Raw genomic sequence first — 15,559 nt, 5'->3', positions numbered from 1 at the left:
ACGCGTGAGCTACGAAACCATCGTCGTCGAGAAGGACGGCCCGCTGACCACCATCACGCTCAACCGGCCCGACCGGTTGAATGCGATGCCGCCGCAGATGGCGGACGAAATCGGCGCAGCCTTCTACGATCTGGGCGACAGCCGCGCAGTTCTGATAACCGGCGCGGGCAAGGGTTTCTGCTCGGGCGCCGATCTCGCCGCGCGGGGCGAGGGCAGCGCGCTGCAGAACAAGGGCGGCAGCCACCGCGCCCTGCAAAACCATTACAACCCGGCGATCAACCAGGTGCTGCGCGCCGACGTGCCCGTGATCTGCGCGGTCAACGGCCCCGCCGCGGGCGTCGGCTGCAGCCTTGCGCTGGCGGGCGACTTCGTGCTGGCGGGCAAGAGCGCCTATTTCCTCCAGGCCTTCGTCAACATCGGCCTCGTGCCCGATGGTGGATCGACCTGGCTGCTCGCGCGCTCGATCGGCCGTGCGCGCGCCACGCGGATGATGATGCTGGGCGAGAAGATCGGTGCGAGCCAGGCCGAGGACTGGGGCCTGATCTACAAGGCGGTCGATGACGAAGCGCTGATCGGCGAAGCCCGCGCGCTGGCGGAGAAGCTCGCCAATGGTCCGACGCTGGCCTACGCCACGATGAAGAAGAACATCGCCACCGCGATGGACGGCACCATCACCGAGGTGCTGCTGGCCGAGGCCGAGGGCCAGCGCCTGGCGGGTGCGAGCAAGGATGCGATGGAAGGCGGCATGGCCTTCCTCCAGAAGCGCAAGCCGGACTTCAAGGGCGAGTAAGAGGCGAACGCCGCAAGTCTTTCGTCATCCCCGCGAAGGCGGGGATCCAGCAAAGCTTGCCATTGATCGCACCCTTATCTGGACCCCCGCCTACGCGGGGGTGACGTGGAAGGTTGGCCTCAGATACGAGAGCCCGCTCTTTTCCTGTGCATACGATTGTGGTTTAGGACCGTGCATGACCGACAAGCCGACTTATGACGATTGGAAGCCCCTCGCCGACAAGGAAGTGAAGGGACGCGATCTCACCTGGCACACGCCCGAAGGGATCGCGGTGAAGCCGCTGTATACCTCCGAGGACACTGCCGCGCTGGTCGATCCCGGGGTGCCGGGGATCGCGCCGTTCACGCGCGGGCCCTACGCCTCGATGTACACCGGGCGCCCGTGGACCATCCGCCAGTATGCGGGCTTCTCCACGGCAGAGGAATCGAACGCCTTCTATCGCCGCAACCTTGCCGCCGGGCAGAAGGGTCTGTCGGTCGCATTCGATCTCGCCACGCACCGCGGCTATGACAGCGATCACCCGCGCGTCGTCGGCGATGTCGGCAAGGCGGGCGTCGCGATCGATACCGTGCGCGACATGGAGATCCTGTTCGACCAGATCCCGCTCGACACGATGAGCGTATCGATGACGATGAACGGCGCGGTCATCCCCGTGCTGGCCTTCTACATTGTTGCCGCCGAACGGCAGGGCGTCGCCCAGGACAAGCTGGCCGGGACCATCCAGAACGACATCCTCAAGGAGTTCATGGTCCGCAACACCTATATCTATCCGCCCGAACCGAGCATGCGGATCGTTTCGGACATCATCGCATATACTTCGGCCAACATGCCGAAATTCAACAGCATTTCGATTTCGGGCTATCACATGCACGAAGCCGGGGCGACGGCGGTGCAGGAACTGGCCTTCACCATCGCCGACGGCAAGGAATACGCCAAGCGGGCGATGGAAGCGGGCCTCGATATCGATGCCTTTGCGCCGCGCCTGTCCTTCTTCTGGGGCATCGGCATGAACTTTTTCATGGAGATCGCCAAGATGCGCGCCGCGCGCGCGCTGTGGCACGATGTCATGGAAGGGCTGGGGGCGCAGAACCCCAAGTCGAAGATGCTGCGCACGCATTGCCAGACCAGCGGCGTCTCGCTGCAGGAGCAGGACCCCTACAACAACGTGATCCGCACCACGGTGGAAGCAATGGCGGCGGTGCTGGGCGGAACGCAGTCGCTCCACACCAACGCGCTGGACGAGGCGATCGCGTTGCCGACCGATTTTAGCGCCCGGATCGCGCGCAACACGCAGCTGGTGATCCAGGAGGAGACCGGCATCACCAATGTCGCCGATCCGCTGGGTGGCAGCTATTACATCGAAAGCCTCACCGCCGCGCTGGTCGAACAGGCCAAGGCCATGCTCGACGAGGTCGAGGCGGCCGGCGGGATGACCGAATATGTCGCCAGCGGCAAACCCAAGGCGCAGATCGAGGAGGCGGCAGCCGCCAAGCAGGCCAGTGTCGACCGCGGGGAAACCGTCATCGTCGGCGTGAACAAGTACCGCCGCGACAAGGAAGACGAGATCGACACACTCGATATCGACAACCACAAAGTCCGCCAGAGCCAGATCGCGCGGCTGGAAGAAGTGCGCGCCAAGCGCGACGATTTCGCCTGCCGCGCTGCGCTCGACGCCCTGGCGCGCGGGGCCGCCCAGCGTGAGGGGAACCTGCTTGCCCTCGCGGTCGAGGCTGCGCGTCACGATGCGACGCTGGGCGAAATCAGCCAGGCGATGGAAGACGCCTATGGCCGCTACGACACGATTCCCAAACCGGTCCGCGGGGTGTATGCTGCCGCCTATGCCGAAGACGATCGCTACCAGCAGGTCGTCGAAGGCGTGCAGGCGGTCGAACGCCGGCTCGGGCGCGCACCCCGGCTGATGGTCGCCAAGATGGGCCAGGACGGGCACGACCGCGGCGCCAATGTCATTGCCAGCGCGTTCACCGACATGGGCTTCGAAGTCCTCTCTGGCCCGCTGTTCCAGACGCCCGGTGAAGCCTGCGCCATGGCGCTTGAACACGATGTCGACGCGATCGGCGCCAGCAGTCTTGCCGCGGGACACAAGACGCTGATCCCCGAGCTGATCGGGCACCTGCGCGATGCCGACCGCGCCGATATCAAGGTGATTGCGGGCGGGGTGATCCCGCAGAAGGATTACGACTTCCTGCGCGATGCCGGGGTACAGGGCATCTACGGCCCGGGCAGCAATGTTGTCGAATGCGCCGCCGACGTGCTGCGCCTGCTCGGCCACAACATGCCTCCCGCGGGCGAGGATCTGGACGAGGCGGCGCAGTAGTGAGCGCATCTTCGTCCCCTGCCTTCCTGCCGCTTGCCGCCATGATGTTCGCGGCCGGGCTGGGCATTCCGGTTTTCGCGGCGCTTAACGCGGGGCTCGGCCAACAGCTTGGCGGGCCCGTGGCGGCGACAGCGGTGACCTTCGCGATCGGTTTCGTCATCGCCACTGCGATGCTGGTATTCACCGGGTTTCCCGCCGCCAGCACCTTCACTTTCGAACGGCCCTGGTTGTGGATCGGCGCCGTCGTGATGCTGTTCTACGCTACTTCGGTGGCCTACTCCGCGCCGCGTATCGGGCTGGGCAATGCGATCTTCTTCGTGCTGCTGGGCCAGATCGTCGCTGCGGCGATTATCGACCATTTCGGCCTGCTTGGCTCCATCCAGAGCGCGATCACCCCCAAGCGCGCGCTCGGGCTGGCGGTCATGGCATTCGGCCTTTACCTTGCCAGGAAGCCTGTATGACCCAAATCCGCACCGACTGGACCCGCGACGAGATCGCGGCGCTGTTCGACCTTCCCTTTACCGAACTGCTGTTCCAGGCCGCGAGCATCCACCGCGAGTTTCACCCGCCCAGCCAAGTCCAGCTGTGCACGCTGCTCAGCATCAAGACCGGCGGGTGCCCGGAAGATTGCGGCTATTGCTCGCAGTCGGTGAAGGCCGACAGCGGGGTCGAGGCGACCAAGCTGATGGAAGTGCAATCGGTCCTTCAGCGCGCGGCGCAGGCGAAGGATGCGGGCAGCCAGCGGTTCTGCATGGGCGCCGCCTGGCGCAATCCCAAGGACCGCGACATGCCCGCGATCGTCGAGATCGTGAAAGGCGTGCGCGCGATGGGGCTGGAGACCTGCATGACGCTGGGCATGCTGACGCCGAAACAGGCCGACATGCTCAAGGAAGCGGGCCTCGACTATTACAATCACAATGTCGACACCGGCCCCGAATATTACGAGCGGGTGATTTCCAGCCGCAAGTATGAGGACCGGCTCGATACGCTGCAGAACGTCCGCGATGCGGGGATCAACGTGTGCAGCGGCGGGATCGTCGGCATGGGTGAAACGCGCAGCGACCGGGTGGGCTTCGTCCACACGCTCGCCACGCTTGAGCGCCATCCCGAAAGCGTCCCGGTCAACGCGCTGGTCCCGGTCAAGGGCACGGTGCTGGGCGATATGCTGGCCGATACGCCGCTCGCCAAGATCGACGATATCGAATTCGTCCGCACCGTCGCGGTCGCGCGCATCACCATGCCGATGAGCATGGTGCGCCTGTCCGCCGGACGCGAGAGCATGAGCGAGGCCACGCAGGCGCTGTGCTTCATGGCGGGCGCGAATTCGATCTTCACCGGCGACAAGCTGCTCACCGCGCCCAATGCGGGCGACGACACCGACGCCGCATTGTTCGCCAAGCTGGGCCTGACGGCGCTGCAGCAGGAAGAACCGATGCGCGCCTGCAAGGTGGCCGAGCCGGCCGAATGATCATCCTGTCGTCCCTTCTGCTGACTGCGCAGGCCGCTGCCGGCATGCCCGACTGCGCCGACCCGCAAGTGCAAAGCGAGATGAACATCTGCGCGCATCGGGAATGGGAGCAGGCGGACGCCGAACTGAACGCGCTGTGGCCGCAAGTGCGCGCGGTCATGCAGCGCGAGGACGGTTATGCGGTCGAGGATGACCAGCCGGGTTATTGGGAAAGCCTGCTGGAAGCCCAGCGCGCCTGGATCGCGTACCGCGACGCGCACTGCCGGCTGTCGAGCTACGATGCGCGCGGGGGAACGATGCAACCGCTCCTCCACAGCACCTGCATGACCGTTCTGACCGAGCGGCGAACCGAAGAACTGCGCGAATTGACGCGCAATCAGATGTCCGGCGAAGCGAAGCCCGGAACGGAGAACTGACACCGATGTTCACGAAAATCCTCATCGCCAATCGTGGTGAAATCGCCTGCCGCGTCATCAAGACGGCGAAGCGCATGGGTATCGCGACCGTGGCGGTCTATTCCGATGCCGATGCGCGCGCACCCTTCGTTCGCATGGCGGACGAGGCGGTGCATATCGGCCCCGCAACCGCGGCGGAAAGCTATCTGGTGGCGGACAAGATCATTGCCGCGGCCAAGCAGACCGGCGCCGAGGCGGTGCATCCGGGCTATGGCTTCCTGTCCGAACGCGCGAGCTTCGTCGAAGCGCTTGAGAAAGAGAATATCGCCTTCATCGGCCCGCCGGTGAACGCCATCGCCGCGATGGGCGACAAGATCGAATCCAAGCGCATCGCCAAGGACGCCGGGGTCAACACGGTTCCCGGATCGCCTGATGCGATCGAGAACACCGAAGACGCGCTCAAATGGGCCAACGACATCGGCTATCCGGTGATGATGAAGGCCAGCGCGGGGGGCGGCGGCAAGGGCATGCGCCTCGCCTGGAACGACAAGGATGTCGAGGAGGGCTTCGAAGCGACGCAGCGCGAAGGGCTCAACTCCTTCGGCGACGACCGCGTCTTCATCGAGAAGTTCATCGAGGATCCGCGCCACATCGAGATCCAGATCCTCGGCGACAAGCACGGCAATGTGATCTATCTCAACGAGCGCGAATGCAGCATCCAGCGCCGCCACCAGAAGGTGGTCGAGGAAGCCCCGTCGCCCTTCGTGACGCCGAAGATGCGCAAGGCGATGGGCGAGCAATGCGTCGCGCTGTCGCAGGCGGTGGGCTATCACAGCGCGGGCACGGTCGAACTGATCGTCAGCGGCGCCGACAAGACCGGCGAGAGCTTCTATTTCCTCGAAATGAATACCCGCCTTCAGGTCGAACACCCGGTGACCGAGGCTATCACCGGCGTCGATCTGGTCGAGCAGATGATCCGCGTCGCGGCGGGCGAGAAGCTGGCGATGACGCAGGACGATGTCAAAATCGACGGCTGGGCGATTGAGAACCGCGTCTATGCCGAAGATCCCTATCGCGGCTTCCTGCCGTCCACCGGGCGCCTGGTAAGGTACCAGCCCCCGGTCGAACCATGGGCCGATGATGGCGCTGCCAATGGCCGCCGCGGCGTCGACGGCATCCGCGTCGACGACGGCGTGTTCGAAGGCGGCGAAGTGTCGATGTTCTACGACCCGATGATCGCCAAGCTGGTCACCTGGGGCGAAACGCGCGACGAGGCGGCCGATCTGCAGATCGCGGCGCTCGATGCCTTCCGGATCGAGGGGCTGGGGCACAATGTCGATTTCCTCAGCGCGATCATGCAGCACCCGCGCTTCCGTTCGGGCGAACTGACCACCGGCTTCATCGCCGAGGAATATCCCGATGGGTTCACCGGCGCGCCCGCGTCCGACCAGCTGACGCGGGTTCTGGCCGCGGTCGCCGGCGTCATCGCCACGGCCGATGCCGACCGCGCGCGGCGCGTCGAAGGGCAGCTGTCCGACGACCTCTACGCTCCCGGCGACTGGACGGTACGCATCGGCGGACGCGAGGAAGGCTCGACATCGCACGAAGTGCGGCTCGAGGAAGCCGCGCTGACCGTCGATGGCGAACCGGTCACGCTGGAAATGCAGTACACTCCGGGCGAAACGATGGTCGATGTCGCGCTGTTCGAAAACGGAGCGGACGACGATGCCGATCCGGTCGCGCGCTACACGCTCCAGCTGCGGTCCACCCGGACCGGCTATGCCATCACGACGCGCGGTGCGACGCACCATTTGCGGATCCTGCAGACGCGGGTCGCGCATCTCGCGGCGCATATGATCGAGAAGACCCCGCCCGATCTGTCGAAAATGCTGATCTGCCCGATGCCGGGGCTGCTGGTGAAGCTGCACGTAGCCGAAGGCGAGGAGGTCCAGCCGGGTCAGCCGCTAGCCACCGTCGAGGCGATGAAGATGGAAAACATCCTCCGCGCCGAAAAGCAGGCGACGGTGGGCAAGATCAACGCGGCGGAAGGCGATTCCCTCGCAGTGGACGAGGTGATCCTCGAACTCGAATAGTTCGCGGATCCGGCGCAAACGGAACTTCCTGCGCAAGATCGGTTCAGCGGCGCTTTCCGTTTCGCGCAGGTTTCCCCGCCGAGCCGGTCAAAATGGTAAATGCTCTGGAATCCCTGCGCCAAGGGGTGGATAATCCGTGCCTTCGGGTTCGCCTTGTGCATCCACGCAGGAGGTTTCGAACATGGCACGCATGGGTACCGGTTTCTTCGATGCGAAGGGCCACTATTTCAAAACGCCGGACGAGGCGACGATCAGCGACTTGTCGGCCATTCTCGGCAAGATCGGCGACGGCGAAAGCCTCGCTCCGGGTATAGCGCACACGCTGCTGCATCGTCGCAGCGAGATCGAGCAGCTTTTCACCGACCACGACCGCATGCTGGCAGAGTACGAGCCGGTGGGCGCGGCCTCGGTCACGCGGTTGGAAACGCGGCTCAGCTGATCAGGTCGCTGCCGGCGCAAGCGCGAGGTGGTAGCATTGGTTGTGCGGACCGTTGGCGTGGTCCGCGAAAGCTTCGCCGGCGATAAATCCGCGCTTGGCATACAGTGCGACCGCGGGGGCGAACCGCTCGTTCGTGCCCGTCTCGAGGCTGAGCCGGGAAATCCCTTCTGCCCTGGCGATCGCGATCAGGCGGTCGAGAACTGCCGATGCAACTCCGCGGCCCAGATGGTCCGCATGGGTGCGCATCGATTTGAGTTCGGCACTATCGGCGGACAGGCGTTTCATCGCCCCGATGCCGACCAGCACTCGTCCACGCCATGCACCCAGCAGCGTGATGCCCGGTCCGGAAAGGCCACTCTCGTCGAGCGCAAAGCTGGTACCCGGCGGCGACATCGCCAGCATGTCGCGCTGGTGATAGGCGACCAGCTCCCTCACTGCGGGATCGGAAAGGTGGGCGGGGCGGATGTCGAGCACCATCCCCGCAACGATGCGCGCGGCCGGATCGGCGGTCAATGCGCCTGCAATTGTTCGTCGAGGAATGCCGCGATGTCGGTCATTTCGACATCGCGGGCGAGATAGGCTTCGCCGATCGCGCGGAGCAGGATGAACGGCAGCGTGCCCGCGTCCATCTTCTTGTCGTGGAGCATGTGGTCGGCAAGCCGCCGACCGTCGCATTCGAGCCCCAGCGCGGAAATTTCCGCGGGCAGGCCGGCAGCATCGACCGCGGCAGTCACGCGCTGCGCGTCGGCCAGCGAAATTTCTCCGCGCCGTGCCGAATAGCGTGCGGCCAGGACCATCCCCAGCGCGACGCCTTCACCATGCAGCAAACGGTCGGAAAAGCCGGTTTCCGCCTCGAGCGCGTGGCCGAAGGTATGCCCGAGGTTGAGCAGCGCGCGGGCACCGCTGGTCTCGCGTTCGTCCTCCGCCACGATCCGCGCCTTGGCGGCAACGCTGGCGGCGACGGCGCGTTCGGTGGCAGCGGGGTCGAGGGCGACGACGGTCCGGCCGTCCTGTTCGAGCCAGTCGAAAAAGCCGCGATCGCCGAGCACGCCGTATTTGAGAACTTCGGCATAACCGGCGCGAAGTTCGCGTTCGGGCAGCGTGCCCAGTGTGCCCAGATCGGCCAGCACCAGCGAAGGCTGGTGGAACGCGCCGATCAGATTCTTGCCCGCCGCGGTGTTGATCGCGGTCTTGCCGCCGACCGAACTGTCGACCTGCGCCAGCAGCGTGGTGGGCAGTTGCACGAAGCCGCAGCCGCGCTTGAGGATCGCGCAGGCAAAGCCGGTCAGGTCGCCGACCACGCCGCCGCCCAGCGCGAAGACATGGTCGCCGCGTTCGACACCCTGGTCCAGCAGCCAGTCGGTCAGCCGGGCGAGACTGTCCCAGCTCTTCGATGTTTCGCCGGGCGCGACATCGTACCAGCGCGGTTCGATGCCCGCGGCAGAAAGCGAATTGCCGACGGCTTCGCCCCAGTGTCGGCGCGCGTTGGCATCGGCCACGATGCAGGCATGGCGCTTGCGCAGGAAGGGCCGAGCCTGCGCTGCCAGATCGGCCAGCAACCGGTTGCCGACACGCACTTCGTAGCCCCGGCCGGCCAGTTCGACGGGAATTACAGCCATGCGTCTATCGCACTCAGGATGCTCAGCGCGGTTTCGGTGTGCGGCGCATCGTCGGTGACGACATGGACCTGCGCCTCGGCATAGGCGTCGCCGCGCTGGTCCTTGAGCTGCGTCAGGATTGCGCGCGGATCGCCCTTGCGCAGCAGCGGCCGGCTGTCGCGCCGCGCGGTGCGTTCGACCAGCGTATCGATATCGCAATCGAGCCACACCGCGATGGCGCGGTCGAGGATCAGGGCCCGGGTCTCGGGATCGACGAAGGCGCCGCCGCCGGTGGCGATCACGCCGTGGCCTTCCTCGACCAGCCGGGCAATCACCCGGCGTTCGCCGGCGCGGAAATAGAGTTCGCCATGCGCTTCGAAGATTTCGCTGACCGACCGGTCGGCGGCGCGTTCGATTTCCTCGTCGACATCGATGAAGTCGGTGTCGAGCAGCGCAGCGAGGCGGCGTCCGACCGTGGACTTGCCGACCCCCATTAGGCCGACCAGCACCACGGGGCGATCGATCCGCCGAGCAAGGCCGCCGATTTCGGCAGGCGTGAAGGCTGTTGCATGGGTCATTGCCGCCGTGCCTAGAACTGGGCTAGGGCGCGGGCAAGGTATCAGCACTTGAAACGGGACGCGAAAATCTTGGCGATGAGCGGGAGAAGGATTGCAGGTCTCTTGGCAATATTGTTCGCCGTGCTGGTGATCGCGGCGCTGATCGATGGCGGCGAGGAACCGCTGCATCCGATCGAACAGGGTATCGATATGCCGGAGGCTGCACGATGAAATCCGCATGGCTGGCGGGCGGCGCCGCACTGGCGCTGAGCTCGGCGATGGTTCTCGCGCAGGACGCGCCGGTCGATCTGCTGCCGCCGGGTTTCGACGAACCCGCGCCGGCAGCGACCCCGACGCCGACACCCCGGGCGACGCAGGCTCCGGCCGCGCCGGGACCGGCTGCGGCACCACGCGACCCGGGCGAAGCCGGCGCATCGCAATCGGGCGAAGTAGTGCAGCCCCTGCCGACACAGCCGGCGCCGGTCGGCGGGACCGACCTCGACCTGGTCGACTTACCGACGCTCGAAGAGCTCGAGGCGATGTCGACCGACGAACTCGACGAATTGCTGGGCCTGAAGCCGAAATTCGACATCCCGCCCGCGGCACGCCGGTCGATGGAACAGGTGGGCATTCTCGGCCAGCGCGAGGGCGGTCTGCCGGCTGCTTCGCTGGCGCGCCAGCCTGCCGCGCTGGTGCGCGCGGTGCTGGCCGGTACGACGCGTCCGATGGTTTCGCGCTGGGGGCACATCCTGCTGCGCCGCGCCCTGGCCAGCCGACTGGCGACGCCTGAGGGAATGGATCCGGTCGAGTTCGCGACGTTGCGGGTCCGCGCGCTCAACGCGCTGGGCGAACATGTTGTCGCCCGCGCCGTCGTCCAGGATATCGACACGGCAAACTATTCGCCCGCGCTCACCGATGCGGCGGTAGCGGCCTATATCGGCAGTGCCGACATTATCGGCGCCTGCCCCGCGGTGCGGCTGGTCGATACCCAGCGCGACGATGCCGAGTGGCAGATGCTGGCTGGGATCTGCAATGCCTATGCGGGCGAGGCGACCCGTGCGCAGAACGACCTGCGCCGCCTGCTGTCGCGCACCGAGGACGACCGTATCGACGTGCTGCTGGCGCAGCGTGTGGCGGGCTCCGCCGGGCGCGGACGCCGCGCGGTAACCATCGAATGGGACGGGATCGCGGCATTGACCCCGTGGCGGTTTGCCCTGGCCAATGCGCTGGGCGAGCCCGTGCCCGACGAATTGCTGGGCGATGCGGAGCCGGACCTGCTGCGGACCGCGGCGCTCACCCCCGCGCTTACCCCGCTGCAGCGCGCCCGCGCGGCGGACATTGCAGCGGCCAGCGGAATCCTGTCGTCGGCGGCAATGGTCGATCTCTACAGCCAGATTTTCGCGGAGGAGGGCGCCGAGGGCGATGCCGCTGTCACCGCGTCGCGCCTGCGCGAAGCCTATGTCGGAACGGATCCGCTGCAGCGGCTCGCCGCGATCCGCGATATCTGGGGCGGCGGCGGCGAGTTTTCCTATGGCAGGGTGGTGCTGACTGCCTATGCCGCCGCGCGCCTTCCGGTCGACGATGCATTGGCCGACGATGCGGACGGCATGGTCGCGGCCATGCTCGCGGCGGGGCTCGATCGCGATGCGATGCGCTGGGCCGGCGTGGTGGATGACGGCAGTGTCGGCTGGGCCATGCTGGCCTTGGCCGATCCCGACGGTTCGGCAATGGTCAGCGATGGCGAACTCGATGGCTTCGTGGACGATGACGATTCGCCGCGGCAGCACAAGTCGCGCATGCTGCTCGCGGGGCTCGCGGGCCTGGGGCGCGTCGCGGATGCCGAAATAGCCGAGTATGGCGAGCGGCTGGGGATCGACCTGGCGGCGCAGACACGCTGGACGCGGATGATCGAACGCGCGGCCGAAGTCGACAATCCGGCGCTGGTCACCATGCTTGCCGGGCTCGGCATGCAGGGATCGGGCTGGGACCGCATGACAGCGCGGCACCTGTTCCATATCGTTTCCGCATTGCGGCGCGTGGGACTGGAAGCCGAAGCCAGAATGATCGCCGCGGAGGCGGTCGCGCGCGCCTGACATGGGCGCTTCGATCGCCGATTTCCTCGCCATGCTCGCCACCGAGCGCGGGGCGGCGCGCAATACGGTTCTCGCTTATGGCCGCGACCTCGAACAGGCGGAGGAACTGATCGGGATCTCGCTGGAGGACGCCCAGCCGGCGCAGCTCGCCCGGTTGGGACAGGGCTGGTCGTCGCTGGCCCCGGCGACGCTGGCGCGCAAGGTTTCGGCCCTGCGGCAGTTTTTCGGTTTCCTCGTCGATGAAGGGCTGCGCGAGGATGATCCGACGCATGCGCTGCCGCGCCCTGCCACGCGCCGCCCGCTGCCGAAGATCCTGTCGCATGCCGAGGTCGAAGCGCTGTTCGCGACCGCGGAAGAAGAGGCCCGGGGCAATGCCCCGCTCGCGGTGCGGATGCTGGCGCTGCTCGAAATGCTCTACGGTTCCGGGCTGCGGGCCACCGAACTGGTTTCGCTGCCGCTTTCCGCAGTACCGCGCGATGCGCCGTTTCTCACCGTTACCGGGAAGGGCGGCCATGCGCGCATGGTTCCCGTCAGCCAGCGGGCCGATACCGCGCTCAAGCGGTGGCTGGCGCTGCGCGGATCCGATTCGGTTTGGCTCTTTCCCTCGCGCAGCGGGCACATTTCGCGCGTGCGCCTGTTCCAGCTGCTCAAGGCACTGGCGGTGCGCGCCGACCTCGCGCCCGAGAAGCTCAGCCCGCATGTCCTGCGGCACGCCTTCGCTACGCATCTGCTCGAAGGCGGGGCGGATTTGCGCGCGCTCCAGACGCTGCTGGGCCATGCGGATATCTCGACCACGCAAATCTATACGCATGTCGATGCCGCGCGGTTGGTGAAACTGGTCAACGAACGCCATCCGCTTGCACGCGCGCGCGCTTCGGACTAGCGCCGTAGCATGATTTCCTATCTCGAATTCGAGAAGCCGGTCGCCGAGCTTGAACAACGTATCGCCGAACTGCGGAGCGCAGCGGAGGGCGATGATGTCGACATCACCAACGAATTGCAGCGGCTCGAGTTGAAGAGCGCGAACCTTCTTGCCAGCACCTATCAGGCGCTCAGCCCGTGGCAGAAAACGCAGGTCGCGCGGCACCCGTCGCGCCCGCATTTCCGCGATTATGTCGAATATGCCTTCGACGAATTCGTGCCGCTGGGCGGGGACCGCTGCTACGGCGACGACGAGGCGATCCTCGGCGGGTTCGCGAAGCTCGATGGCCGCAGGGTGATGCTGATCGGCCATGAAAAAGGCAACGATACCGCCAGCCGGGTCCGCCACAATTTCGGCATGGGCAAGCCCGAAGGCTATCGCAAGGCGATCCGGTTGATGGAAATGGCCGGACGGTTCGGCCTGCCGGTGGTGACGCTGGTCGACACCTCGGGTGCCTTTCCCGGGATCGAGGCCGAGGAACGCGGCCAGGCCGAAGCCATTGCGCGTTCGACCGAGGCCTGCCTGGCGTTGCCGGTGCCGATGGTGGCCGCGATCGTCGGCGAGGGCGGATCGGGCGGTGCAGTCGCGCTGGCCAGCGCCGAGCGGGTGTTGATGATGGAACACGCGGTCTATTCGGTGATCTCTCCCGAAGGCTGCGCCTCGATCCTGTGGCGGACCGGCGAGAAAGCTCCCGATGCCGCCGAGGCGATGAAAGTGACCGCGCAGGATCTGGCCGCGCTGGGCGTGATCGACCGGATCGTGCCCGAGCCTGTCGGCGGGGCGCATCGCGATCCTCGGGTGGCGGCAACCGCGCTCGGCGATGCGATCGTGGAAGAGCTGGACGCGCTGGCGCGGCATGCGCCGCATGAACTCAAGCGGCTGCGCGAAGAGCGTTTCCTCGCGCTCGCCGGCTGAGGACGCGGTGCCCCGGCGGGAACAAACCGCCGCATGACCCGGTTCTTCCCAACATATTCAACGCCTCGCGCGACCGGCCGGGAATGTCCGGCGGCCGCGTGCCAGATATATGGGGACCGCCGCTCATGACGCGCATTTCACTCGCCGCCGCCGCATCCGTTTCGACACTCTCGCTGGCGCTGGCCGGCTGCATGGGCACGGGGAACATCCCCAGTGCGTCCACCCCGATCACGCAGAGCGAGGCGCAGATGGGCGCCGAGGCGCATCCGCAGCTGCTCAACGAGTTCGGCGGAGCGATGAGCGGCAGCCATGCGCAATATGTCGAACAGGTGGGCAAGAACATCGCGGTCCAGTCGGGCCTGGGCAATGCCCGCGATTCCTTCACCGTCTCGCTGCTCAACAGCCCGGTGAACAACGCGTTCGCGATCCCCGGCGGTTACGTCTACACGACCCGGCAGCTGGTTGCGCTGATGAACAACGAAGCCGAACTGGCGGCGGTGCTAGGCCATGAAGTCGGCCACGTCGCCGCGCGCCATTCGCAGCGCCGGCAGGCCACGGCACAGCGCAACACGCTGCTCGGCGCGGCCGGTGCGATCCTGTCGGGTGTCCTCCTCGGCAATAGCGGGCTCGGGCAGCAGCTCGGCCAGGCTGCCTTGCAGGGATCGCAATTGCTGACGCTCAAGTTCTCGCGCTCGCAGGAACTCGAGGCGGACGAGCTCGGCATTCGCTATCTCAACTCGGCGGGCTACGATCCGCGCGCGATGGGCACGGTGCTGCAGAGCCTCGCGCTGCAGAATGCGCTCGATGCCCGCGTGCAGGGACGCGACAATGCCAATATTCCCGAATGGGCATCGACCCACCCCGATCCGGCCAGCCGTGTGCAGACCGCGCTGGCGAAAGCGCAGGCCACCGGCGTCACCGGCGGCGTCACGAATCGCGATACCTTCCTGACCCGGATCGACGGGCTGACCTATGGCGACGATCCGTCGCAAGGCGTGGTCGAGGGCCGGCGCTTCATTCATCCCGATCTGCGGCTGGCATTCACGGCGCCGCAGGGTTTCTACATGATCAACGGGACGAGAGCGGTCACGATCAATGGCCAGAGCGGGCAGGCGCAATTCTCGCTCGCGCCGTACAACAATGACCTCAACAGCTATGTCACCAGCGTTTTCGCCGGGGTGAACGAGCAGCAGCAGATCCGGCCGCAATCGATCCAGCGGACCACCGTCAATGGTTTGCCCGCCGCCTACGGGACGGCGCGCGTCGCATCGGGTAACGGGCAGGTCGACGTGACCGTCTTCGCCTATGAGTTCGCCAGCGACCGCGCGTATCACTTTCTCGCGATAACCCCGGCAGGCCAGACTTCGGCGTTCAACGACATGTTCGCATCGATGCAGCGGATCGACTCGCAGACCGCGGCAAATGTGATTCCGCGGGTGGTCGATGTCGTGACGGTCGGCAGCGGTGACACGGTCGCCTCGCTCGCGCGCCGGATGGCCTACAGCGACAACCAGATCGACCGGTTCCGCGTGCTCAACGGGCTGACTTCGAATGAAGGCCTCAGCGTTGGGCAGAAGGTGAAGATCGTCGTCCGCGGGCGATGAACTGCAGCAATTGATCGGGACAAAGAAAAGGGGCGGCGGGTTGAACCCGCCGCCCCTGATTTTCGTCGGGAATTACCCCGCGTCTTAGCTGCCGCTCATCGTCGTCGAAACGGTGTTGAACGTCGTGCTCAGCTGGCCGCCGAGGCTCTGCATCGCGGTGATCGCGGCAACGGCGATCAGGGCAGCGATAAGGCCGTATTCGATTGCGGTTGCGCCTTCTTCATCGCGGCGCAGCTTGCGGAAAAACTTCATAATTCGTCTCCTGGTTCAGTCTTCGTACCCGGCCCGCTCCAAGAATGTAGAGCGGACAATTATGCGTTCTGCAGCGAAGTGGTTTAAAAACCCCTAAC

15 protein-coding genes are annotated in these 15,559 nt (G+C 66.0%); 11 read left to right on the top strand and 4 right to left on the bottom strand.

The genetic code is table 11. The features are described from left to right. Positions 1–4: 4 nt before the first annotated feature. From GRI55_RS09950 to GRI55_RS09920, 7 genes are all read left to right on the top strand, one after another. Positions 5–790 (top strand): enoyl-CoA hydratase-related protein, encoded by a 786-nt coding sequence (locus GRI55_RS09950; RefSeq protein WP_063535376.1) that lies wholly within the window; start codon positions 5–7, stop codon positions 788–790. A 175-nt stretch (positions 791–965) separates the two neighbouring features. Next, positions 966–3,125, top strand: a complete 2,160-nt coding sequence (scpA, locus tag GRI55_RS09945; RefSeq protein WP_063511206.1) for a methylmalonyl-CoA mutase — start codon at positions 966–968, stop codon at positions 3,123–3,125. Then, positions 3,125–3,586 carry a DMT family transporter gene (locus GRI55_RS09940; RefSeq protein WP_228135230.1) on the top strand — a complete coding sequence of 154 codons (462 nt, stop codon included), beginning with the start codon at positions 3,125–3,127 and terminating at the stop codon, positions 3,584–3,586. Before scpA ends, GRI55_RS09940 begins: the two co-directional genes overlap by 1 nt. After that, entirely contained in the window at positions 3,583–4,593 is a 1,011-nt protein-coding gene (bioB, locus tag GRI55_RS09935) for a biotin synthase BioB (protein WP_160767012.1), read from the top strand. Before GRI55_RS09940 ends, bioB begins: the two co-directional genes overlap by 4 nt. Continuing rightward, positions 4,590–5,009 (top strand): lysozyme inhibitor LprI family protein, encoded by a 420-nt coding sequence (locus GRI55_RS09930; RefSeq protein ID WP_160767011.1) that lies wholly within the window; start codon positions 4,590–4,592, stop codon positions 5,007–5,009. The genes bioB and GRI55_RS09930 overlap by 4 nt, the downstream gene beginning before the upstream one ends. 5 nt (positions 5,010–5,014) lie before the next feature. Next, complete coding sequence (locus GRI55_RS09925) at positions 5,015–7,081, top strand: acetyl-CoA carboxylase biotin carboxylase subunit (protein WP_160767010.1); 2,067 nt, start codon at positions 5,015–5,017, stop codon at positions 7,079–7,081. Between the two features lie 181 nt (positions 7,082–7,262). Continuing rightward, positions 7,263–7,520 carry a hypothetical protein gene (locus tag GRI55_RS09920; RefSeq protein WP_063505175.1) on the top strand — a complete coding sequence of 86 codons (258 nt, stop codon included), beginning with the start codon at positions 7,263–7,265 and terminating at the stop codon, positions 7,518–7,520. On the opposite strand, the gene GRI55_RS09915 is transcribed toward GRI55_RS09920, so the two are convergent. From GRI55_RS09915 to GRI55_RS09905, 3 genes are read right to left on the bottom strand one after another with little or no spacing between them, the layout of a single operon-like run. Beyond that, the gene (locus tag GRI55_RS09915; RefSeq protein WP_237452465.1) at positions 7,521–8,033 is read right to left on the bottom strand and encodes a GNAT family N-acetyltransferase; all 513 of its coding nucleotides are present in this window, start codon (positions 8,031–8,033) and stop codon (positions 7,521–7,523) included. Beyond that, positions 8,030–9,139, bottom strand: coding sequence for a 3-dehydroquinate synthase (gene aroB / locus GRI55_RS09910; protein WP_160767009.1), 1,110 nt, complete (start codon positions 9,137–9,139; stop codon positions 8,030–8,032). The genes GRI55_RS09915 and aroB overlap by 4 nt, the downstream gene beginning before the upstream one ends. After that, the gene (locus GRI55_RS09905) at positions 9,130–9,696 is read right to left on the bottom strand and encodes a shikimate kinase (protein ID WP_050599927.1); all 567 of its coding nucleotides are present in this window, start codon (positions 9,694–9,696) and stop codon (positions 9,130–9,132) included. The genes aroB and GRI55_RS09905 overlap by 10 nt, the downstream gene beginning before the upstream one ends. 206 nt (positions 9,697–9,902) lie before the next feature. Here GRI55_RS09905 and GRI55_RS09900 point away from each other — a divergent pair, with 206 nt between their 5' ends. From GRI55_RS09900 to GRI55_RS09885, 4 genes are all read left to right on the top strand, one after another. Then, on the top strand, positions 9,903–11,768 hold the full coding sequence (locus GRI55_RS09900; protein ID WP_160767008.1) for a hypothetical protein: 1,866 nt from the start codon (positions 9,903–9,905) through the stop codon (positions 11,766–11,768). Between the two features lies 1 nt (position 11,769). After that, positions 11,770–12,651, top strand: a complete 882-nt coding sequence (locus GRI55_RS09895) for a tyrosine recombinase (RefSeq protein WP_160767007.1) — start codon at positions 11,770–11,772, stop codon at positions 12,649–12,651. Between the two features lie 9 nt (positions 12,652–12,660). Further along, a complete protein-coding gene (locus GRI55_RS09890) occupies positions 12,661–13,605 on the top strand; it encodes an acetyl-CoA carboxylase carboxyltransferase subunit alpha (RefSeq protein WP_160767006.1) in 945 nt (314 codons plus the stop codon). Between the two features lie 125 nt (positions 13,606–13,730). Next, the gene (locus GRI55_RS09885) at positions 13,731–15,209 is read left to right on the top strand and encodes a M48 family metalloprotease (protein WP_160767005.1); all 1,479 of its coding nucleotides are present in this window, start codon (positions 13,731–13,733) and stop codon (positions 15,207–15,209) included. 84 nt (positions 15,210–15,293) lie between these two features. Here GRI55_RS09885 and GRI55_RS09880 read toward each other — a convergent pair whose 3' ends face one another. Continuing rightward, the gene (locus GRI55_RS09880) at positions 15,294–15,461 is read right to left on the bottom strand and encodes a Flp family type IVb pilin (RefSeq protein ID WP_063506081.1); all 168 of its coding nucleotides are present in this window, start codon (positions 15,459–15,461) and stop codon (positions 15,294–15,296) included. Positions 15,462–15,559: the final 98 nt, after the last annotated feature.

The sequence above is a fragment of the Qipengyuania citrea genome, assembly GCF_009828015.1.
GTDB classification, from domain to species: Bacteria; Pseudomonadota; Alphaproteobacteria; order Sphingomonadales; family Sphingomonadaceae; genus Qipengyuania; species Qipengyuania citrea.
This window is presented reverse-complemented; position numbering and strand designations above follow the sequence as displayed.

What these genes read in the sequence shown, in the direction of transcription:
- scpA (WP_063511206.1), top strand. Translation starts at nt 966, where the DNA reads ATGACCGACAAGCCGACTTATGACGATTGGAAGCCCCTCGCCGACAAG.
- bioB (WP_160767012.1), top strand. Translation starts at nt 3,583, where the DNA reads ATGACCCAAATCCGCACCGACTGGACCCGCGACGAGATCGCGGCGCTG.
- GRI55_RS09930 (WP_160767011.1), top strand. Translation starts at nt 4,590, where the DNA reads ATGATCATCCTGTCGTCCCTTCTGCTGACTGCGCAGGCCGCTGCCGGC.
- GRI55_RS09925 (WP_160767010.1), top strand. Translation starts at nt 5,015, where the DNA reads ATGTTCACGAAAATCCTCATCGCCAATCGTGGTGAAATCGCCTGCCGC.
- GRI55_RS09920 (WP_063505175.1), top strand. Translation starts at nt 7,263, where the DNA reads ATGGCACGCATGGGTACCGGTTTCTTCGATGCGAAGGGCCACTATTTC.
- aroB (WP_160767009.1), bottom strand. Translation starts at nt 9,139, where the DNA reads ATGGCTGTAATTCCCGTCGAACTGGCCGGCCGGGGCTACGAAGTGCGT.
- GRI55_RS09905 (WP_050599927.1), bottom strand. Translation starts at nt 9,696, where the DNA reads ATGACCCATGCAACAGCCTTCACGCCTGCCGAAATCGGCGGCCTTGCT.
- GRI55_RS09900 (WP_160767008.1), top strand. Translation starts at nt 9,903, where the DNA reads ATGAAATCCGCATGGCTGGCGGGCGGCGCCGCACTGGCGCTGAGCTCG.
- GRI55_RS09895 (WP_160767007.1), top strand. Translation starts at nt 11,770, where the DNA reads ATGGGCGCTTCGATCGCCGATTTCCTCGCCATGCTCGCCACCGAGCGC.
- GRI55_RS09890 (WP_160767006.1), top strand. Translation starts at nt 12,661, where the DNA reads ATGATTTCCTATCTCGAATTCGAGAAGCCGGTCGCCGAGCTTGAACAA.
- GRI55_RS09885 (WP_160767005.1), top strand. Translation starts at nt 13,731, where the DNA reads ATGACGCGCATTTCACTCGCCGCCGCCGCATCCGTTTCGACACTCTCG.
- GRI55_RS09880 (WP_063506081.1), bottom strand. Translation starts at nt 15,461, where the DNA reads ATGAAGTTTTTCCGCAAGCTGCGCCGCGATGAAGAAGGCGCAACCGCA.